Raw genomic sequence first — 20,209 nt, 5'->3', positions numbered from 1 at the left:
GACCCGGGCCGCCCTGATCGGGCACCGGGTGGTGCACCTCTCGGTCGAGCTGCCCGACGCGGTGCGGCGGGTCGGGCTCGGCGCCGGCCGGCCGCTGTTGGCGATCAACCCCCGGGCCACCCTCAAGCACCTGCTGGACCAGCGCCGGCCGCTCTACGCCGAGGTCGCCACCGAGACGGTGGTCACCGACGGCCGGGCCCCGGCGCAGGTGGTCGCCGAGGTCGCCGCCCTGCTGCCCCGCTGACGTCGCCCTGCCGCGCCGATCTCGCAGTCGCCGCGCCGAGGTGAGGGGCACTGCCCGCAGCTCGGCAACCGGAACCGCAAGATCGGCGCAGTGGGTGGTCCTCAGCCGCGGGCGATCAGGTCGAGGACGTCGGCCAGGGCCTTCGGTTCGCTGAGCATGGGCCAGTGCCCGGTGGGCAGCTCGTGCAACTGGCCGTCGGCCAGGCCGGTGAAGAACGGATGCTCCTGTTGGATCATCTGCCGCACCACGCTGAGCGGGAAGGTGCTGGCCACCAGCGCGGTCGGCACCGCGCGCCCGCCGGTGCGTCGGACCGGGTCGGTGGCGGCCCGCAGCGGGTGCGGGGTGGCCCGGGTGCGCAGCAGCGCGAGCGTCGGCTCGTCCAGGCCGGCCAGGTTGGTCGGGTCGGCGGCCGGGTCCCAGACCGGCGGCGGCAGCAGGTGCCCGGTGCCGATCGCGGCCCGCAGCCGCTGCTGCTCCTCCGGCGGCAGCGTGTCGAACTGCGCCGTGCCGTCCGGCAACGGCCCACTCTCCACGTAGACGACCCGGGCGATCCGGTCCGGAACGCGGTCCACCGCCTGGGCGGCCGGCATGCCGCCGCCGGAGTGCCCGACCAGCAGGACGTCCCGCAGGTCCTCGACCTCGATCAGCCGGACGATGTCGGTGGTGTGCGTGTCCAGGCTGACCGCCGGCCCGGCGAGGTGGTCGCGCTCGGCCACCCCGGTCAACGTCATCGGATAGACCTCGTGCCCCTGCGACCGCAGCGCGACTGTCACGTCCCGCCACGCCCAGGCACCCAGCCAGAATCCCGGCACCAGCACGAACGTCGCCATCTGTGGCTCCTTCTCTCGGTTACCGACAGACCGTACGATCGAATCCGGACAGGATCCGCCCGGTTTGAAGGAGTGGCCCGTGTCACATCCCGCAGGTCGGGTGCTGGCCCTGCTCGAACTGCTGCAGACGCGGCACCGGGCGACGGCCGCCGACCTCGCCGGCCAGCTCGGGGTGGACGAGCGGACCGTGCGCCGGTATGCGACCACGCTTGTCGAGCTGGGCATCCCCGTGACCGCCGACCGGGGCCGCCACGGCGGCTACCGGCTGCACTCCGGTTACAAGCTGCCGCCGTTGATGCTCACCGACGATGAGGCGGTGGCCGTGCTGCTCGGCCTCGTCGTCGCCGAACGGGTCGGGCTCGCCACCGAGCAGCCCGCCACCGCCACCGCGCTGGCGAAGATCCGCCGGGTGCTGCCGGCGGCGCTCGCCGACCGGCTCGCCGCCGTCCAGGAGCATTTGGGCTTCACCCTGCGTCGCCCGGAGCCGGAGCGCGGCCCGGCGTCGGGCACCCTGCTCGCCCTGGCCTCGGCCACCCGGCACCGACAGCGGGTCGCGTTGGACTACCGCTCCTGGCGGGGCGAGCAGTCGCACCGCGAGCTCGACCCGTACGGGCTGGTCTTCCACTCCGGCCGCTGGTACGTCACCGGCCACGACCACCGGCGCGGGGAGGTCCGCACCTTCCGGCTGGACCGGATCGGCGCGGTGACGCCCGGCGTGGCGACGTTCACCGTGCCGGACGGCTTCGAGGCGGTGGCCTGGGTGACCCGGTCGCTGGCCGGGGTGCCGTACGCGCACGAGGTGCAGGTCGTGCTGGAGACCGACCTGGTCGCCGCCCGCCGCCGCATCCCGCCCAGCGTGGCCGAGTTGACCCCCACCACCGACGGGGTGCTGCTGCGGGCCCGGGCGGAGAGCCTGCCCGGGATGGCGGCGCTGCTCGCCGGGCTGGGCTGTCCGTTCACCGTGCGGCAACCGGACGCGCTGCGCGTCGAGGTGGCCGAGCACGCCCGCCGGTTGGCGGAGTGGGCCGCCCGGCCAGCAGGTGGACAGCCGCCCTCGCCGCGCCGCCCGCTGGACTAGGCTGCCGGCGATGGACGAGGTGACCCGGATTCCGGTCGGCGGCGAGCGGCCGTACGACGTCTTGGTGGGACGTGACCTGCTGGGCACGCTGCCCGGGCTGCTGCCCGGCGCGACGAGAGCGGCGGTGCTGCACGCGCCTCCGCTCAAGGCCCTCGCGGACGCGCTCGGTGAGCGCCTGCGCGCCGCCGGCGTCGAGCCACTGCCGATCGAGGTGCCCGACGCCGAGTCGGGCAAGCACATCGACGTGGCCTCCGCCTGCTGGGACCGGCTCGGCGCGGCGGGCTTCACCCGTACCGACGCGGTGGTCGGGGTGGGCGGCGGCGCGGTGACCGACCTCGCCGGCTTCGTCGCGGCCTGCTGGTTGCGGGGGGTGCGCTGGGTGCCGGTGGCGACCTCGCTGCTGGGCATGGTCGACGCCGCGGTGGGCGGCAAGACCGGCATCAACACGGCCGCCGGCAAGAACCTGGTGGGCGCGTTCCACCCGCCGGTCGGGGTGTTGGCCGACCTGGCCACCCTGGACAGCCTGCCCGCGGTCGACCTGGCGGCCGGGTTGGCCGAGGTCGTCAAGTGCGGCTTCATCGCCGACCCGACCATCCTGGATCTCATCGAGAACGACCCGGAGGCCGCCACCGACCCCCGTGGGCCGGTGAGCCGGGAGCTGATCGAGCGGGCGATCCGGGTCAAGGCCGACGTGGTCTCCGGCGACCTGCGCGAGTCGGGTGTGCGGGAGGTGCTCAACTACGGTCACACCCTGGCCCACGCCATCGAGCAGAACGAGGGCTACCGCTGGCGGCACGGCCACGCCGTCGCCGTCGGTCTGGTGTACGCGGCCACGCTGGCCCGCCTCGCCGGGCGGCTGGACGCGCCGACCGCCGACCGGCACCGGGTCACGTTGCGCGCGCTGGGCCTGCCGGTGAGCTACCCGGCCGACGCCTGGCCGCAGTTGTTGGCCGCGATGCGGGTGGACAAGAAGGCCCGGGGCAGCCGGTTGCGCTTCGTGGTGCTCGACGGGCTGGCCCGCCCGGCGATGTTGGAGGGCCCGGACGACGCGCTGCTGGAGGCCGCCTACCGCGAGGTCGCAAACCAGTGAGGGTCTACGTCTTGAACGGGCCGAACCTGGGTCGGCTGGGCACCCGCGAGCCCGACGTGTACGGCGCGACCAGCTACGCCGACCTGGTGGCGCTCTGTGAGACCACCGGTCGGGAGCTGGGGCTGGAGGTGACGGTCCGGCAGACCGACGCGGAGCACGAGTTGCTCGGCTGGCTGCACACGGCGGCCGACGAGGGTGCCGCGGTGGTGCTCAACCCGGCCGCCTGGTCGCACTACTCGTACGCGGTGCGGGACGCCTGCGCCATGCTGCGGGGGCCGCTGGTGGAGGTGCACATCTCCAACATCCACACCCGCGAGGAGTTCCGGCACCACTCGGTGGTGTCGGCGGTGGCGACCGGGGTGATCTGCGGTTTGGGCATCGACGGGTATCGTCTCGCTCTGCACCATCTGGCCACCCGCTGAAGGGCCGCCCCGAGCGGGGACCGGCCGATTCGACGCAGCTAGTAGACTCGTAGGGTCTGTCCGCCAATTGATGATCAAGGCAGGAAATGGCCTCCACCAACGACCTCAAAAACGGCCTGGTACTCAACCTGGACGGCGAGCTCTGGGCCGTCGTCGAGTTCCAGCACGTCAAGCCCGGTAAGGGTGGTGCCTTCGTGCGCACCACGCTGAAGAACGTGCTGTCCGGGAAGGTGGTCGACAAGACCTTCAACGCGGGCACCAAGGTCGAAACCGCGACCGTTGACAAGCGCACGATGCAGTACCTGTACGCCGACGGCGAGGACTTCGTCTTCATGGATCTGGAGACCTTCGACCAGATCACCGTGCCCGGTGGCACCGTCGGTGAGGCAGCCAACTACCTGCTGCCCGAGGCGGAGGCGACCGTCGCCCAGCACGAGGGTGTGCCGCTCTACATCGAGCTGCCCACCAGCGTCGTGCTGGAGGTCACCTACACCGAGCCGGGCCTGCAGGGCGACCGTTCGACCGGCGGCACCAAGCCGGCGACCGTGGAGACCGGCGCCACCGTGCCGGTTCCGCTGTTCATCACCACCGGCGAGAAGATCAAGGTCGACACCCGCGACGGCCGTTACCTCGGCCGCGCCTGATGGCTGAGGGTTCCAAGCAGCAGATGCCGGCGCGCCGCAAGGCGCGCAAGCGGGCGCTGGATGTCCTTTACGAGGCCGACCTACGGGACAAGCCTCCGGTGGAGGTGCTCGCCGGCTACGTACAGCGGATCGAGCAGCCCCGACCGGAGCATCTGGGCTATGCGGTGGGCCTGGTCGAGGGTGTCGCCGAGCACCTCAACCGCATCGACGAGCTGATCGCCAGCTACGCCGAGGGTTGGACGCTGGAGCGGATGCCGGTCGTCGACCGTAATCTGGCCCGGATCGCCGTCTACGAGTTGCTCTACGTCGACGAGATCGACGACGCGGTGGCGATCAGCGAGGCCGTGGAGTTGGCCCGGCAGATGTCGACCGACGATTCGCCGCGCTTCCTCAACGGGGTGCTCGGCCGGATCGCCGAGTACGCCACCCGCTGAACGTCCCCACCGAACGCCGTAATCCGAAAGGGCCCGTGCCGGCTGGCACGGGCCCTTTCGGTGAAGCGGCAGATCAGGTGGAGCGGCAGATCAGGAGGCGAAGAACGCCCGGGGGTCGGCCACCAGCACGCCGTGCTCGGTGAGCCGCTCGATCAGCCCCGACGGTGAGGCGTCGTAGACGATCGCGAGCGCCCGCAGGTCGTCGGCGCGGATGGAGAGCACCCGGCCGTTGTAGTCGCCGCGCTGCTGCTGGATGGCGCGGGCGTAGCGGGCGACGTAGGCCAGGTCCTCGGAGGCCTCGTCGTAGAGCCGCTCCAGGTCCAGGACAATCTTGCTGGTGGGCTCGTGACGGACGCCACTGCCGTCCGGCAGCAGTTCCGAGACGGGCACGCGGTAGAACTCGGCCAACTCGGCCAGACGGGACACCGTCACGGCCCGGTCGCCACGCTCGTACGAGCCGACCACCACGGCCTTCCACCGCCCATTCGACTTCTCCTCCACACCCTGCAGGGAGAGACCCTGCTGCTGGCGGATGGAGCGCAGGCGGGCGCCCAGAGACTTGGCGTATTCAGAGGGCATTCGGACACTCCCAGTGCTGCTCGGGGTTCTCCCGTCGATCGCTACGGAGCGTGACGGTACGGGGAATGCGACACGTGGTCAAGTGGTCGTGCCCCTACCGTTGCGGAGCGTCCGGGGAGTTTTCCCCTTTTCCGGAGCCTGACCCGATGGTCAGCGGCCGCCGACCATCACCCCGGTGACCACTGGTAACGTGGCGGAAGCCCCGGCCCAGGTCTGCTGCGCGGTCCGGCCGGAGGTGCCCGACATCCTTTAACGACCCGTCCCGTGAGGCGGGGAAGGAGGTCCGCCGTGGCATACCCACCGGCTGCCCGCTCGTCACCACCGCGACAACCCTCGGTGAAGGTGATCCTCGCCAGCGCCGACGTGCAACGCGTGGTCGACCGCATCGCCCACCAGATCCTGGAGAAGACCCAGGGCGCCGCGAACACGGTGCTGCTCGGGATTCCCACCCGGGGCACCCCCCTGGCCCGGCGGCTCGCCGACCGGATCAGCACCTTCGAGGACGTCGCCGTTCCGGTCGGTGTGCTCGACATCACGCTGTACCGCGACGACCTCCGTCGGCACGCCACCCGCGCGGTGGGTCCGACCGAGCTGCCGTCCGGCGGGATCGACGGCAAACGGGTCATCCTGGTCGACGACGTGCTCTTCTCCGGCCGCACCGTCCGGGCCGCGCTCGACGCGCTCAACGACGTGGGCCGTCCGGCGTCGGTGCAGCTCGCCGTCCTGGTCGACCGGGGCCACCGGGAGCTGCCGATCCGCGCCGACTACGTCGGCAAGAACATCCCGACCTCACTCGCCGAGAGCGTCAAGGTGACGCTCGCCGAGATCGACGGGACGGACGAGGTCAAGCTGTACGGGGGCCAATCATGATCAAGCATCTGCTCTCCGGCGGGGACCTGGACGCCGACACCGCCACCGAGATCCTGGACACCGCCGCCGAGATGGCCACCGTCGCCGGCCGGGAGATCAAGAAGCTTCCCGCGCTACGCGGCCGGACCGTGGTGAACCTCTTCTACGAGGACTCCACGCGTACCCGGATCTCCTTCGAGGCGGCGGCGAAGCGGCTCAGCGCCGATGTGATCAACTTTTCCGCGAAGGGGTCCAGCGTCACCAAGGGTGAGAGCCTGAAGGACACCGCGTTGACCCTGCAGGCCATGGGCGCGGACGCCGTGGTCGTCCGACACCCCGCCTCCGGCGCGCCGCACCGCCTGGCCAACTGGGTGGACGGGTCGGTGGTCAACGCCGGTGACGGCACCCACGAGCACCCCACCCAGGCGCTGCTGGACGCGTACACCATGCGGGCCCGGCTGGGCCGGCTCGCCGGCCTGTCGGTCGCGGTGGTCGGGGACGTGCTGCACTCCCGGGTGGCCCGTTCCAACGTGCTGCTGCTCTCCACCCTCGGCGCCAAGGTCACCCTGGTCGGCCCGCCGACGCTGATCCCGGTCGACATCGCGGGCGCCCTCGCCCCCGGCACCGACGTCTCCTACGACCTCGACTCCGTCCTGCCCAACGTGGACGTGGTGATGATGCTGCGCGTGCAGCGGGAGCGGATGAACGACTCCTACTTCCCCTCCGCGCGCGAGTACGCCCGCCGCTACGGGCTGGACGGGCCGCGGATGCGTCGGCTGCCCGAGCACGCGATCGTCATGCACCCCGGCCCGATGAACCGGGGGATGGAGATCACCCCCGAGGTCGCCGACTCGCCCCGCTCCACCATCGTCGAACAGGTCACCAACGGGGTCTCCGTGCGGATGGCTGTCCTTTACCTGCTGCTCGGAGGGAACAACCGGTGACCGCGTACCTGATCACCAGCGTGAGTGTCGTCGGCGCCGCGCCGACCGACCTGCTGATCCGCGACGGCGTGATCGCCGAGGTCGGTCCCGGCCTGACCGCGCCGGACGCCACAGTCGTCGACGGCACCGGCCTGGTCGCCCTGCCCGGCCTCGTCGACCTGCACACCCACCTGCGCGAGCCCGGCCGGGAGGACGCCGAGACCGTCGAGTCCGGTTCCCGGGCGGCGGCGCTCGGCGGCTACACCGCGGTCTGCGCGATGGCCAACACCTCCCCGGTGGCGGACACCGCCGGCGTGGTCGAGCAGGTCTGGCGGCTCGGCCGGGAGGCCAGCCTCGTCGACGTGCAACCGATCGGCGCGGTCACCGTCGGGCTGGCCGGCGAGCGGCTGGCCGAGCTGGGCGCGATGGCCGACTCGGCGGCCCGGGTGCGGATCTTCTCCGACGACGGGCACTGCGTCGCCGACCCGAAGTTGATGCGTCGAGCCCTGGAGTACGTCAAGGCGTTCGACGGGATCATCGCCCAGCACGCCGAGGAGCCCCGGCTCACCGAGGGCGCCCAGATGCACGAGGGTGAGGTCTCCACCCGGCTCGGCCTGATCGGCTGGCCGGCGGTCGCCGAGGAGGCGATCATCGCCCGGGACGTGCTGCTCGCCGAGCACGTGGGCAGCCGACTGCACGTCTGCCACGTCTCCACCGCCGGCAGCGTCGAGGTGCTGCGCCAGGCAAAGGCCCGCGGGGTACGCGTGACCGCCGAGGTGACCCCGCACCACCTGCTGCTCACCGACGAACTCGTCAGCGGACGCAGTGAGCTGGCCAGCCCGGAACTCGCCACCGACTGGAGCCCGGCCGGAGCCTACGACCCGGTCTTCAAGGTGAACCCGCCGCTGCGTACCGCGGTGGACATCGCCGCGCTGCGCGCCGCCCTCGCCGACGGGGTGATCGACGTGATCGCCACCGACCACGCCCCGCACGCCGTGGAGGACAAGGAGTGCGAGTGGGCGTACGCCCGGCCGGGAATGCTCGGTCTGGAGACGGCCCTCTCCATCGCGCTGGACGTGCTCGGCCCCGCGTGGGACCTGATCGCCGAGCGGATGTCGCGCACCCCCGCACGGATCGCCGGCCTCACCGGGCACGGCGTCGACCCCGCGCCGGGTGTGCCGGCCAACCTGACCCTGATCGACCCGACCGCCCGCCGCACCATCGAGCCGGCGGAGCTGGCCAGTCGCAGTCGCAACACCCCGTACGCCCGCATGACGCTGCCAGGTCGCATCGTGGCGACCTTCCTGCGCGGCGAGCCGACGGTCCTGGACGGAAAGGCTGTCAAGTAATGGTCAAGCGCAGACCCGCGATCCTGGTGCTAGAGGACGGGCGCACGTTCCCCGGCGAGGCGTACGGCAGCGTCGGGGAGACCTTCGGCGAAGCGGTCTTCAACACCGGCATGACCGGTTACCAGGAGACCCTGACCGACCCGTCCTACCACCGTCAGGTGGTGGTGCAGACCGCCCCGCACATCGGCAACACCGGCGTCAATGGCGAGGACGACGAGTCCGGCCGGATCTGGGTGGCCGGCTACGTCGTGCGCGACCCGGCCCGGATCGGCTCGAACTGGCGGGCCACCGGTGGTCTCGAGGACCGCCTCGCCACCGAGGGTGTGGTGGGCATCAGCGGGGTGGACACCCGGGCGTTGACCCGGCACCTGCGGGAGCGGGGCGCCATGCGGGTGGGCATCTCCAGCGTCGACAACGACCCGCAGAGCTTGCTGACCCGGGTCCGCCAGGCCCCGCAGATGGTTGGCGCGGACCTGTCCGCCGAGGTGAGCACCGCCGAGCCGTACGTCGTCGAGGCCCTGGGCGAGCACCGGTTCACCGTCGCCGCCCTGGACCTGGGCATCAAGCGCAACGTGCCGCGCCGGCTGGCCACCCGCGGGGTGACCACCCACGTGCTGCCGGCGTCGTCGAGCATCGACCAGATGCTCGCCACCGGCGCCGACGCGATCTTCCTGTCGCCCGGCCCGGGCGACCCGGCCACCGCCGACGCCCCGGTGGAGCTGGCCCGGGAGGCGCTGCGGCGGGAGGTGCCGCTGTTCGGCATCTGCTTCGGCAGCCAGATCCTCGGCCGGGCGCTCGGCTTCGGCACCTACAAGCTGGGCTACGGCCACCGGGGGATCAACCAGCCGGTGCTCGACCGGGTCACCGGCAAGGTCGAGGTGACCAGCCACAACCACGGCTTCGCGGTGCAGGTGCCCGGTACGGGCGACGGCGCGGTCGTCCCCGACCAGGTGATCGACACCGACTTCGGTGGCGTCCGGGTGTCGCACGTCTGTCTCAATGACAACGTGGTCGAGGGGCTGCGGGCCGTGGACCTGCCCGCGTTCACCGTCCAGTACCACCCCGAGGCGGCGGCCGGCCCGCACGACGCGGACTACCTCTTCGACCGATTCGCCGATCTCATCGAGGGCCGGACCCACAGCAGGGGGCGCAGCAATGCCTAAGCGGACCGATCTCAAGCACATCCTCGTGATCGGCTCCGGGCCGATCGTCATCGGGCAGGCCTGCGAGTTCGACTACTCCGGCACCCAGGCCTGCCGGGTCCTGCGCAGCGAGGGGATCCGGGTCAGCCTGGTCAACTCCAACCCGGCGACGATCATGACGGACCCGGAGTTCGCCGACGCGACCTACGTCGAGCCGATCACCCCGGAGTTCGTGGAGCTGGTCATCGCCAAGGAGCGCCCGGACGCGATCCTCGCCACCCTCGGCGGGCAGACCGCGCTGAACACGGCCGTCGCCCTGCACGAGGCCGGCGTCCTGGAGAAGTACGGCGTGGAGCTGATCGGCGCGAACATCGACGCCATCAACCGGGGCGAGGACCGGCAGCTGTTCAAGGAGATCGTGGCGAAGGCCGGCGTACGGCTGGGCGTCGACGACCCGACCGGGCTGGTGCCCCGCTCGCGGGTCTGCCACTCCATGGACGAGGTCGAGGCGACCGTCGCCGAGCTGGGCCTGCCGGTGGTGATCCGGCCGTCGTTCACCATGGGCGGCCTGGGCTCCGGCATGGCGCACACCCCGGAGGACCTGGCCCGCATCGCCGGTGACGGCCTGTCCGCCAGCCCGGTGCACGAGGTGCTCATCGAGGAGAGCGTGCTCGGCTGGAAGGAGTACGAGCTCGAGCTGATGCGCGACCGGCACGACAACGTGGTGGTGGTCTGCTCCATCGAGAACATCGACCCGATGGGCGTGCACACCGGCGACAGCGTCACCGTGGCCCCGGCCATGACGCTCACCGACCGGGAGTACCAGCGCCTGCGGGACCTGGGCATCGCCGTGCTGCGCGAGGTCGGCGTGGACACCGGCGGCTGCAACATCCAGTTCGCGGTCAACCCGGTCGACGGCCGGATCGTGGTGATCGAGATGAACCCCCGGGTGTCGCGGTCCTCGGCGCTGGCCTCCAAGGCGACCGGCTTCCCGATCGCGAAGATCGCCGCGAAGCTGGCCATCGGCTACACCCTCGACGAGATCCCCAACGACATCACGCTGAAGACCCCGGCGGCGTTCGAGCCGACCCTCGACTACGTGGTGGTGAAGATCCCCCGGTTCGCGTTCGAGAAGTTCCCCGGCGCGGACCCGGAGCTGACAACCACGATGAAGTCGGTGGGCGAGGCGATGAGCCTCGGGCGCAACTTCACCGAGGCGCTGAACAAGGCGATGCGCTCGATGGAAACCAAGTCGGCCGGTTTCTGGAGTGTGCCGGACCCGGCGGGCGTCACCCTGGCGGACACCCTCGCCGCGCTGCGGATCCCGCACGACGGCCGGCTGTACACGGTCGAGCGGGCGCTGCGCCTCGGCGCGTCGATCGCCGAGGTCGCCGAGGCGTCCGGCGGGATCGACCCGTGGTTCCTGGACCAGATCGCCGCGCTGATCGAGCTGCGCGCCGAGATCGTCGACGCGCCGGTGCTCGACGCCGACCTGCTGCGCCGCGCCAAGCGGGCCGGTCTGTCCGACCGGCAGCTCGCCGCGCTGCGCCCGGAGCTGGCCGCCGAGGACGGCGTACGGACCCTGCGGCACCGCCTCGACGTGCGCCCGGTCTACAAGACCGTGGACACCTGCGCGGCCGAGTTCGAGGCGACCACGCCGTACCACTACTCGACGTACGACCTGGAGACCGAGGTCGTGCCGTCGGACCGGCCGAAGGTGCTGATCCTGGGCTCCGGCCCGAACCGGATCGGGCAGGGCATCGAGTTCGACTACTCCTGCGTGCACGCCGTGCAGGCGTTGCGGTCGGCCGGTTACGAGACCGTCATGGTCAACTGCAACCCGGAGACGGTCTCCACCGACTACGACACCGCCGACCGGCTCTACTTCGAGCCGTTGACCTTCGAGGACGTGCTGGAGGTCTGGCACGCCGAGGACTCGTCCGGCCGGGCGGCCGGCGGGCCGGGCGTGGTCGGGGTGGTCGTGCAGCTCGGCGGGCAGACCCCGCTGGGCCTGGCGCAGCGGCTCAAGAACGCCGGTGTGCCGATCGTCGGCACCTCCCCGGAGTCGATCCACCTGGCCGAGGAGCGGGGCGCGTTCGGTGCGGTGCTGGCCCGCGCCGGGCTGCGCGCGCCGGCGCACGGCATGGCCACCTCGTACGACGAGGCCAAGACGATCGCCGACGAGATCGGCTACCCGGTGCTGGTCCGGCCGTCGTACGTGCTGGGCGGGCGGGGCATGGAGATCGTCTACGACGACCCGACGCTGCGCGACTACATCGGCCGGGCCACCGACATCTCCCCGGACCACCCGGTGCTGGTGGACCGGTTCCTCGACGACGCCATCGAGATCGACGTGGACGCGCTCTGTGACGCCGACGGCGAGGTCTACATCGGCGGCGTGATGGAGCACATCGAGGAGGCCGGCATCCACTCCGGCGACTCGTCCTGCGCGCTCCCGCCGATCACCCTCGCCGGCTCGCACCTGGTCGAGGTCCGCCGCTACACCGAGGCCATCGCGCGTGGCGTCGGCGTCCGCGGCCTGCTCAACGTGCAGTACGCGCTCAAGGACGACGTGCTCTACGTGCTGGAGGCCAACCCTCGCGCGTCGCGGACCGTCCCGTTCGTCTCCAAGGCCACGGCGGTGCCGCTGGCCAAGGCGGCGGCCCGGATCGCGCTCGGGGCGAGCATCGCCGAGCTGCGCGCCGAGGGCCTGCTGCCGGCGACGGGGGACGGGGGCACGATGCCCGCCGACGCGCCGGTCGCGGTCAAGGAGGCGGTGCTGCCGTTCAAGCGTTTCCGGACCCGCGCGGGCAAGGGGATCGACTCGCTGCTCGGGCCGGAGATGAAGTCGACCGGCGAGGTGATGGGCATCGACACCAACTTCGGGCACGCCTTCGCCAAGAGCCAGTCGGCCGCGTACGGGTCGCTGCCGACCGCCGGGAAGATCTTCGTTTCGGTGGCCAACCGGGACAAGCGCGGCATGATCTTCCCGATCAAGCGGCTGGCCGACCTGGGCTTCGAGATCGTCGCCACCGCCGGCACGGCCGAGGTGCTGCGCCGGCACGGCATCGCCTGCGAGCAGATCCGTAAGCACTACCAGGCCGGTGCGGGCGACGACGCGGTGTCGTTGATCGGCGGCGGCCACGTGGCGCTGGTGATCAACACGCCGCAGGGTTCGGGTGCCAGCGCCCGCTCCGACGGCTACGAGATCCGCAGCGCGGCCGTCACCGCGGACATCCCCTGCATCACCACGGTCCCCGGCGCCGCCGCGGCCGTGATGGGCATCGAGGCGCGGATCCGCGGCGACATGCAGGTCCGCCCCCTGCAGGACCTGCACGCCACCCTGCGGGCGGCCCAGTGACCCTGTTCGAGCAGGCGGTACGGCCGTGGTTGTTCCGGCTCGGGGGCGGCGACGCCGAGGCGGCGCACGAGTGGACACTGCGGCGGTTGGCGGCCCTGTCACGGCGCCCGGCCGCGCTCGCCGCGCTGCGGGCCCGGTACACGGTCGACGCGCCGCGCACGGTGTTCGGGGTGCGCTTCCCCAACCCGGTCGGGTTGGCCGCCGGCATGGACAAGGACGGCGCGGCGCTGCCGGCCTGGCCGGCGCTCGGCTTCGGTTTCGTGGAGGTCGGCACGGTCACCGCGCACGCCCAGCCGGGCAATCCCCGGCCGCGGCTGTTCCGGCTGCCGGCCAGCGAGGCGGTGGTCAACCGGATGGGCTTCAACAACGCCGGGGCCGCCGCGCTGGCCGCCCGGCTGGCGGCGCTGCCGCGCCCGCTCGGGGTGCCGCTTGGCATCTCGCTGGGCAAGTCCAAGGTGACCCCTCTCGACGAGGCGGTCGAGGACTACCTCGCCTCGTACCGGGCGCTGCGCGGGCAGGGCGACTACTTCGCGGTGAACGTCTCCTCACCGAACACCCCGGGCCTGCGGTCGTTGCAGGACCGCGCCCACCTGGACGCGCTGCTCGGCGCTCTGGTGGGGGAGAAGCCGGTGCTGGTCAAGATCGCGCCAGACCTGACCGAGGCGGCGATCGCCGAGCTGCTGGAGGTCTGCCTGGCCCGGGGCGCGGCCGGGGTGATCGCCACCAACACCACGTTGTCCCGGGACGGGCTGGCCGGCGTCGACGTCGAGCGCGGCGGGCAGGCCGGTGGCCTCTCCGGTCGGCCGCTCACCGGGCGGGCCCGCGACGTGGTCGCCTTCGTCCACCGCGAGACCGGCGGCCGGCTGCCGATCGTCGGCGTTGGCGGGGTGCTGGACCCGGACGACGCGGCGCGGATGTTCGATGCCGGCGCCGCCCTGGTGCAGCTCTACACCGGCTTCATCTACCGAGGACCGGCCCTGGTCCGCGCCGCCGCCCGCGCGGCGGCCACGTCGGCGGCACCGGACCCCGTCGCGGGCCGGTGACCGCCCCCGGCCCGGTGTTGGCCCGGCACAACCGGGTGCCGAGCCCGCTCCGCGCCGGGGAGCCCACGCCCGCTGTTGCCCCTTTGCTCTGCACCCCTGAACGCACCACCCGGTTGCTCTGCGCCCGTTTGTGCACCACCCGGAGCGCGACACCCGGCCACGGGGTGTCGCCTCCGCGGGTGCAGAGCAAAGGCAAAGGCAGCGGACATGGGAGCGGCAGCCACACCTACGGGCACGCGGCGTTCACCGCCGACTGTCACGGCGGCGGGGGCGGCGGTGGGAAGTTCCGACCCGGCCGCAGGACGTCCGCCGTCCAGACCGCTTGAGGCACAGAACGAAGGAGTACCCGTGACACCCGAGGAGATCCTGGCCTTCGACCGGGCGCACGTCTGGCACCCGTACGCCGCGCTGCCGCCGGCCAACCCGCCGTACGTGGTGCGTGGCGCCGAGGGGGTACGGCTGACCCTGGCCGACGGCCGGGAGTTGGTGGACGGGATGTCGTCCTGGTGGGCGGCGATCCACGGTTACCGCCACCCGGTGCTGGACGCGGCGTTGACCGACCAGCTCGGCCGGATGAGCCACGTGATGTTCGGCGGGCTCACCCACGAGCCGGCCGTGCGGCTGGCCCGGACCCTGGTCGAGCTGACCCCGGACGGCCTGGAGCACGTGTTCCTGGCCGACTCCGGCTCGGTCAGCGTCGAGGTGGCGGTGAAGATGTGCCTGCAGTACCAGCGGGCCGTCGGACGCCCCCAGCGGCGCCGGCTGGGGACCTGGCGGGGTGGCTACCACGGCGACACGTTCCACCCGATGAGCGTCTGTGACCCGGAGGGCGGAATGCACCACCTCTGGGGCGACGTGCTGCCCCGGCAGGTGTTCGCGCCGGTGCCGCCGGGCGGCTTCACCGACCCACCCGACGACGCGTACGTGGCGGCGCTGGTGGAGACGGTCGAGCGGCACGCCGACGAGCTGGCCGCCGTGATCGTCGAGCCCGTCGTCCAGGGTGCCGGCGGGATGCGCTTCCACCACCCGGGTTACCTGCGGGTGCTGCGTGAGGTGACCCGCGCGCACGGGATTCTGCTGATCTTCGACGAGATCGCCACCGGGTTCGGCCGTACCGGCGAGATGTTCGCCGCCGAGCACGCCGGGGTGACGCCGGACGTGCTCTGCGTGGGCAAGGCGCTGACCGGCGGGTACCTGACCCTCGCGGCGACCCTCTGCACCCCGGAGGTCGCCCGGGGCATCTCGGCGACCGGCGTGCTGGCGCACGGGCCCACGTTCATGGGTAACCCGCTGGCCTGCGCGGTGGCGAACGCCTCCATCGGGCTGCTGCGGGCCGGAGACTGGGCCGGCCAGGTCGCGAGGGTCGGCGCCGGCCTGCGCGCCGGCCTGGAGCCGCTGCGCGGCGCGCCGGGCGTGACCGACGTACGGGTGCTCGGCGCGATCGGCGTGGTCCAGCTCGATCGCGAGGTCGACCTCGGCGCGGCGACCGCGGCAGCGGTCGACCAGGGGGTGTGGTTGCGCCCGTTCCGGGACCTGATCTACACGATGCCGCCGTACGTCACCGACGACGCCGACCTGGCCCGGATCGCGAGCGGGGTGGCGGCGGCGGTGGCGGCCGGCTGAGTCGGCCCGGTCAACGGGTCGACGGGTTACCCGGGCGGGGCAGCCGCCCGGACGAGAAGAGGGGAACCTTCCGATGGAGAGCTTCGGTACCCGGCTGCACCGGGCGATCACCGAGCGGGGCCCACTCTGTGTGGGCATCGACCCGCATCCCGGTCTGCTGGCCCAGTGGGGCCTCCCGGACGACGTTCAGGGGCTCGACCGGTTCAGCCGGACGGTCGTGGAAGCTCTCGGTGACCGGGTTGCGGTAGTCAAGCCTCAGTCGGCCTTTTTCGAGCGGTTCGGATCCCGAGGTGTGGCGATTCTTGAGTCAACTATCCGACAGTTACGGGATGCCGGCTCGCTCGTTCTGCTTGACGTCAAGCGCGGCGACATCGGCTCGACGGTGAGCGCGTACGCCTCCGCGTACCTTGATCCATCCAGCCCCGTGTATGTCGACGCGGTCACCGCGAGCCCCTACCTCGGGGTCGGTTCGCTGGCGCCGATGTTCGAGCTGGCCGCCGAGCACGGCGGCGGGGTGTTCGTGCTGGCCCTCACCTCCAACCCCGAGGGCGCAGCCGTGCAGCGGGCCGTCACGGCCGACGGCCGCACCGTGGCGCAGACCGTGATCGACGAGATTTCCCAGCTCAACCGGGGTGCGACCCCGCTGGGGAGCTTCGGTCTGGTGGTCGGGGCGACCATCGGTGACACCGGTCACGACCTCTCCGGTGTGGGGGGCCCACTGCTCGCTCCGGGGCTCGGCGCACAGGGTGCCGGCGCAGCCGATCTGCGTACCGTCTTCGGTTCGAGCCTCGCCTCGGTGCTCCCGTCGTACTCCCGGGAAGTGCTCTCGGCGGGCCCCGATGTGGCCGCGCTGCGGGCCGCCGCGGACCGTGTGTTGGTCGACTGCCGGGCCGTCCTGCCTGCCCGGTGACTGACTGACGGGTCGGTCACTCTACGGTGATCATGCGGCCCCCACGTTGCCGAAAGCTCCGTTGGCCGCTAGTTTTCCCCGCGCTGGGAACCATGGACCCCTTGGTTCACAGCGACACCACGTTTCACAGATGCGGCGGTGCGCCCCGCCCGCCGCGATAGGGACCTGAGGAGAACTGGTGCCGCTCCCGTCACTGACCCCCGAACAACGCGCTGCCGCGCTCGAGAAGGCCGCGGAGATCCGCAAGGCCCGTGCTCAGCTGAAGGAGCAGCTCAAGCAGGGCAAGACCACCCTCGGTGCTGTCCTCGAGCGGGCCGAGAGCGACGACGTCGTTGGCAAGCTCAAGGTGTCGGCCGTCCTGCAGGCCATGCCGGGCATCGGCAAGATCCGGGCTACCCAGATCATGGAGAAGCTCAAGATCGCCGACAGCCGTCGCCTGCGTGGCCTCGGCGAGCAGCAGCGCAAGGCACTGCTTGGAGAGTTCGCCGCCAACTGAACCTGGCAGCGTGTAGAAACAAGCAGTGAGCACGGATGACGAGGCGCGCCCGGCGGCTCGGCTCACTGTCCTGGCTGGACCTTCGGGTTCCGGCAGGGAGAGTGTCGTCGAGCTCGTCCGGGCGCGTTCTCCGTCCGTGTGGATCCCGGTTGCGGCAACCACCAGGCCGCGCCGGGAGTCGGAGATCGACGGGGTGGACCGCGTCTTCCTCGCCCCCGCCGAGTTCGATCGCCGGATCGTCGACGGCGAGCTGCTGGAGTGGTCCCGGATCGGTTCGCACCGCCGGGGCACCCCGTACCCGCCGCTGCGCGCCCGGCTCGACGCCGGGCAGCCGGTGCTGCTCCCGCTCGACCTGCGCGGCGTCCCACTGGTCCGCGCGCGCCTGCCCGACGCCCGGCTGGTGTTGCTGAGCCCACCCGGGTATGCCCCGGCCGCCACGCTGGCCGCCACCGTCGAGCACGCGCTGACCCACGACCACACCGAACGGGTGGTCGACGAGCTGGTAGGCTTACTCGGTTCTTCTTATCCGGATCCGGCCTGGTCGCGCGTGCGTGGCTGACGGTCGGCCGCCGTTGAGACTCAGCACCGCGTCCGCGCGGCTCGAAAGACGCAGAGGTTAATTCGTGGGATCCATCGCCAACCCCGAAGGCATCACCAACCCGCCGATCGACGAGCTCCTCGAGAAGACGACGTCGAAGTACGCGCTGGTCATCTTCGCCGCCAAGCGCGCGCGCCAGGTCAACGCCTACTACAGCCAGCTCGGTGAGGGTCTGCTGGAGTACGTCGGCCCGCTCGTCGAGACCACCCCGCAGGAGAAGCCCCTCTCGATCGCCATGCGCGAGATCAACTCGGGCCTGCTCACCGCCGAGCCGACCGACCAGCCGTAAGCCTCCGCTGGCCGATGTCCGCCTCGATCGTCCTCGGGGTCGGTGGCGGCATCGCCGCCTACAAGGCGTGCGAGCTGCTGCGACTCTTCACCGAATCGGGTCACCGGGTTCGGGTCGTGCCAACCGCGTCGGCGCTCCGTTTCGTGGGAGCGCCGACCTGGGCCGCGCTCTCCGGTCAACCGGTCGCCGACGACGTCTGGACCGACGTCCACGAGGTGCCGCACGTCCGGCTCGGTAAGCAGGCGGACCTGGTGGTGGTCGCGCCGACCACCACCGACCTGCTCGCGAAGGCCGCGCACGGCCTCGCCGACGACCTGCTGACCAACACCCTGCTGACCGCCCGCTGCCCGGTCCTGCTGGCCCCGGCCATGCACACCGAGATGTGGGAGCACCCGGCCACCGTGGCCAACGTCGCCACGCTGCGTTCCCGGGGTGTGCGGGTCATCGAGCCCGCCGTCGGCCGGCTCACCGGCGCCGACACCGGCAAGGGCCGGTTGCCCGACCCGGCGGAGATCTTCGCCGTCGCCGGTCGGCTCCTGGCCCGCGGTGACTCCGCCCCCGCCGACCTGGCCGGCCGCCGGGTGGTCGTCACCGCCGGTGGCACCCGCGAGCCGCTGGACCCGGTCCGCTTCCTGGGCAACCGTTCGTCGGGCAAACAGGGGTACGCGTTCGCCCGCGCGGCGGTCGCCCGGGGTGCCCGGGTCACCCTCATCGCGGCCAACGTCGGCCTCGCCGACCCGGCCGGCGTCGACCTGATCCGGGTGGGCACCACCGCCGAGCTGCGGGAGGCGACCGTCAAGGCCGCCGTCGAGGCCGATGCGGTGGTGATGGCGGCGGCTCCGGCCGATTTCCGGCCCGCGACGTACGCGCCTGGCAAAATCAAGAAGTCGGACGACGGTGTCGCGCCCACCATCGAGCTCGTCACGAACCCGGACATCGCGGCGGAGCTCGGCCAGCGCAAACGACCGGAGCAGGTGCTGGTGGTGTTCGCCGCCGAGACCGGCGATGCCGAGGCCAACGGCCGGGCGAAACTCGCCCGGAAGCGGGCCGACCTGATCGTGGTCAACGAGGTCGGTCCGGACCTGGTCTTCGGCGCCGACACCAACACGGTGACGGTCATCGGCGCGGACGGTTCGGTCAGCCGGCTGCCCGAGCAGGCCAAGGAAGCGGTGGCCGACGCCGTCTGGGATCTCGTCGTGGCGCGGCTTCCCGGCCGCTCCTGACGGGTGGAACAGGGCGTGACCGATCCCGACACCGGCCGCAGTGGTGATTAGACTGCCGCGGAACGACCTCACACGCTTAGGAGTGCCGTGACACGCCGTCTCTTCACGTCCGAATCGGTCACGGAAGGCCACCCGGACAAGATCGCTGACCAGATCAGCGATGGCATCCTCGACGCGCTGCTGGCCGAGGACCCCCACAGCCGCGTGGCGGTGGAGACCATGATCACCACCGGTCAGGTGCACATCGCCGGTGAGGTGACCACCAAGGCGTACGCCGACATCCCGACGATCGTCCGCCGGACCATCCTCGACATCGGCTACGACTCGTCGAAGAAGGGCTTCGACGGCGCCTCCTGCGGGGTCAGCGTCTCCATCGGCGCGCAGTCCGAGGACATCGCGCAGGGTGTGGACAACGCCTTCGAGCTGCGGACCGGGGCATCGGAGAGCGCGCTGGACGCGCAGGGCGCCGGTGACCAGGGCATGATGTTCGGCTTCGCCTGCTCGGAGACGCCCGAGCTGATGCCGCTGCCGATCGCGCTCGCCCACCGGCTGGCCCGCCGCCTCTCGGCGGTGCGCAAGGACGGCACGATCCCGTACCTGCGGCCGGACGGCAAGACCCAGGTCACCATCGAGTACGAGGGGCTGCGCCCGGTCCGGCTGAACACCGTTGTCGTGTCCAGCCAGCACGCCGCCGACATCTCACTGGACTCGCTGCTCACCCCGGACGTGCGCGACCACGTGATCGCCCCGGAGCTGGAGAGCCTCGGCCTGGACACCGACGGCTACCGGCTGCTGGTCAACCCGACCGGCCGGTTCGAGATCGGTGGCCCGATGGGTGACGCCGGCCTGACCGGCCGCAAAATCATCGTCGACACCTACGGCGGGTACGCCCGCCACGGTGGCGGCGCGTTCTCCGGCAAGGACCCGTCCAAGGTGGACCGCTCGGCCGCGTACGCGATGCGCTGGGTGGCCAAGAACGTGGTCGCCGCCGGTCTGGCCGAGCGGTGCGAGGCGCAGGTCGCCTACGCCATCGGCAAGGCGCACCCGGTGAGCCTGTTCATCGAGACGTTCGGCACCGAGAC

General features: G+C 71.9%; 21 protein-coding genes. 19 read left to right on the top strand and 2 right to left on the bottom strand.

What is annotated here, in order from left to right; all coding sequences use genetic code 11:
- Nucleotides 1–244, top strand: a 244-nt coding sequence (locus tag PSH25_RS19400) for a shikimate kinase (protein WP_274527667.1), incomplete at its 5' end; no start/stop codon positions are given.
- Between the two features lie 101 nt (nt 245–345).
- Here the strand turns inward: PSH25_RS19400 and PSH25_RS19395 are convergent.
- Complete coding sequence (locus PSH25_RS19395) at nt 346–1,074, bottom strand: alpha/beta fold hydrolase (RefSeq protein WP_238660422.1); 729 nt, start codon at nt 1,072–1,074, stop codon at nt 346–348.
- Between the two features lie 79 nt (nt 1,075–1,153).
- On the opposite strand from PSH25_RS19395, the gene PSH25_RS19390 reads away from it, so the two are divergent.
- The 5 genes from PSH25_RS19390 to nusB all read left to right on the top strand — a co-directional run bounded on the left by PSH25_RS19390 (nt 1,154) and on the right by nusB (nt 4,742).
- Nucleotides 1,154–2,152, top strand: coding sequence for a helix-turn-helix transcriptional regulator (locus PSH25_RS19390; RefSeq protein ID WP_238660421.1), 999 nt, complete (start codon nt 1,154–1,156; stop codon nt 2,150–2,152).
- 10 nt (nt 2,153–2,162) lie between these two features.
- On the top strand, nt 2,163–3,242 hold the full coding sequence (gene aroB / locus PSH25_RS19385; RefSeq protein ID WP_238660420.1) for a 3-dehydroquinate synthase: 1,080 nt from the start codon (nt 2,163–2,165) through the stop codon (nt 3,240–3,242).
- The gene (gene aroQ / locus PSH25_RS19380; protein WP_238660419.1) at nt 3,239–3,664 is read left to right on the top strand and encodes a type II 3-dehydroquinate dehydratase; all 426 of its coding nucleotides are present in this window, start codon (nt 3,239–3,241) and stop codon (nt 3,662–3,664) included. The genes aroB and aroQ overlap by 4 nt, the downstream gene beginning before the upstream one ends.
- 86 nt (nt 3,665–3,750) lie before the next feature.
- Nucleotides 3,751–4,308, top strand: coding sequence for an elongation factor P (efp, locus tag PSH25_RS19375; protein ID WP_007458344.1), 558 nt, complete (start codon nt 3,751–3,753; stop codon nt 4,306–4,308).
- Nucleotides 4,309–4,331: 23 nt separating this feature from the next.
- The gene (nusB, locus tag PSH25_RS19370; protein WP_184188983.1) at nt 4,332–4,742 is read left to right on the top strand and encodes a transcription antitermination factor NusB; all 411 of its coding nucleotides are present in this window, start codon (nt 4,332–4,334) and stop codon (nt 4,740–4,742) included.
- A gap of 90 nt (nt 4,743–4,832) precedes the next feature.
- On the opposite strand, the gene bldD is transcribed toward nusB, so the two are convergent.
- Nucleotides 4,833–5,321: a transcriptional regulator BldD gene (gene bldD, locus PSH25_RS19365; RefSeq protein ID WP_007458348.1), complete on the bottom strand. Its 489-nt coding sequence runs from the start codon at nt 5,319–5,321 to the stop codon at nt 4,833–4,835.
- 288 nt (nt 5,322–5,609) lie between these two features.
- Here bldD and pyrR point away from each other — a divergent pair, with 288 nt between their 5' ends.
- The 13 genes from pyrR to metK all read left to right on the top strand — a co-directional run.
- Nucleotides 5,610–6,191, top strand: coding sequence for a bifunctional pyr operon transcriptional regulator/uracil phosphoribosyltransferase PyrR (gene pyrR / locus PSH25_RS19360; RefSeq protein WP_238660418.1), 582 nt, complete (start codon nt 5,610–5,612; stop codon nt 6,189–6,191).
- Nucleotides 6,188–7,114 carry an aspartate carbamoyltransferase catalytic subunit gene (locus PSH25_RS19355; RefSeq protein WP_030335650.1) on the top strand — a complete coding sequence of 309 codons (927 nt, stop codon included), beginning with the start codon at nt 6,188–6,190 and terminating at the stop codon, nt 7,112–7,114. The genes pyrR and PSH25_RS19355 overlap by 4 nt, the downstream gene beginning before the upstream one ends.
- Entirely contained in the window at nt 7,111–8,442 is a 1,332-nt protein-coding gene (locus tag PSH25_RS19350; protein WP_238660417.1) for a dihydroorotase, read from the top strand. The genes PSH25_RS19355 and PSH25_RS19350 overlap by 4 nt, the downstream gene beginning before the upstream one ends.
- Complete coding sequence (gene carA, locus PSH25_RS19345) at nt 8,442–9,605, top strand: glutamine-hydrolyzing carbamoyl-phosphate synthase small subunit (RefSeq protein WP_238660416.1); 1,164 nt, start codon at nt 8,442–8,444, stop codon at nt 9,603–9,605. The genes PSH25_RS19350 and carA overlap by 1 nt, the downstream gene beginning before the upstream one ends.
- Nucleotides 9,598–12,945, top strand: coding sequence for a carbamoyl-phosphate synthase large subunit (gene carB, locus PSH25_RS19340; RefSeq protein WP_238660415.1), 3,348 nt, complete (start codon nt 9,598–9,600; stop codon nt 12,943–12,945). Before carA ends, carB begins: the two co-directional genes overlap by 8 nt.
- Entirely contained in the window at nt 12,942–13,988 is a 1,047-nt protein-coding gene (locus PSH25_RS19335; RefSeq protein WP_238660414.1) for a quinone-dependent dihydroorotate dehydrogenase, read from the top strand. The genes carB and PSH25_RS19335 overlap by 4 nt, the downstream gene beginning before the upstream one ends.
- A 348-nt stretch (nt 13,989–14,336) precedes the next feature.
- Complete coding sequence (locus tag PSH25_RS19330; protein WP_238660413.1) at nt 14,337–15,611, top strand: adenosylmethionine--8-amino-7-oxononanoate transaminase; 1,275 nt, start codon at nt 14,337–14,339, stop codon at nt 15,609–15,611.
- 73 nt (nt 15,612–15,684) lie between these two features.
- Entirely contained in the window at nt 15,685–16,521 is an 837-nt protein-coding gene (gene pyrF, locus PSH25_RS19325) for an orotidine-5'-phosphate decarboxylase (RefSeq protein ID WP_238660412.1), read from the top strand.
- 178 nt (nt 16,522–16,699) lie between these two features.
- Nucleotides 16,700–17,017, top strand: coding sequence for an integration host factor, actinobacterial type (gene mihF, locus PSH25_RS19320; protein WP_030335662.1), 318 nt, complete (start codon nt 16,700–16,702; stop codon nt 17,015–17,017).
- Between the two features lie 25 nt (nt 17,018–17,042).
- Nucleotides 17,043–17,576, top strand: coding sequence for a nucleoside/nucleotide kinase family protein (locus tag PSH25_RS19315; protein ID WP_238660411.1), 534 nt, complete (start codon nt 17,043–17,045; stop codon nt 17,574–17,576).
- 64 nt (nt 17,577–17,640) lie between these two features.
- The gene (gene rpoZ / locus PSH25_RS19310) at nt 17,641–17,904 is read left to right on the top strand and encodes a DNA-directed RNA polymerase subunit omega (protein ID WP_030335666.1); all 264 of its coding nucleotides are present in this window, start codon (nt 17,641–17,643) and stop codon (nt 17,902–17,904) included.
- A 14-nt stretch (nt 17,905–17,918) separates the two neighbouring features.
- Nucleotides 17,919–19,127, top strand: coding sequence for a bifunctional phosphopantothenoylcysteine decarboxylase/phosphopantothenate--cysteine ligase CoaBC (gene coaBC / locus PSH25_RS19305; RefSeq protein ID WP_238660410.1), 1,209 nt, complete (start codon nt 17,919–17,921; stop codon nt 19,125–19,127).
- A gap of 87 nt (nt 19,128–19,214) precedes the next feature.
- Nucleotides 19,215–20,209, top strand: a 995-nt coding sequence (metK, locus tag PSH25_RS19300; protein WP_238660409.1) for a methionine adenosyltransferase, incomplete at its 3' end; no start/stop codon positions are given.

The sequence above is a fragment of the Micromonospora foliorum genome (genome assembly GCF_022229015.1).
Taxonomy (GTDB): domain Bacteria; phylum Actinomycetota; class Actinomycetes; order Mycobacteriales; family Micromonosporaceae; genus Micromonospora; species Micromonospora foliorum.
The sequence above is the reverse complement of the archived record's forward strand: the minus strand, read 5'-3'. Positions and strand labels throughout refer to the sequence as shown.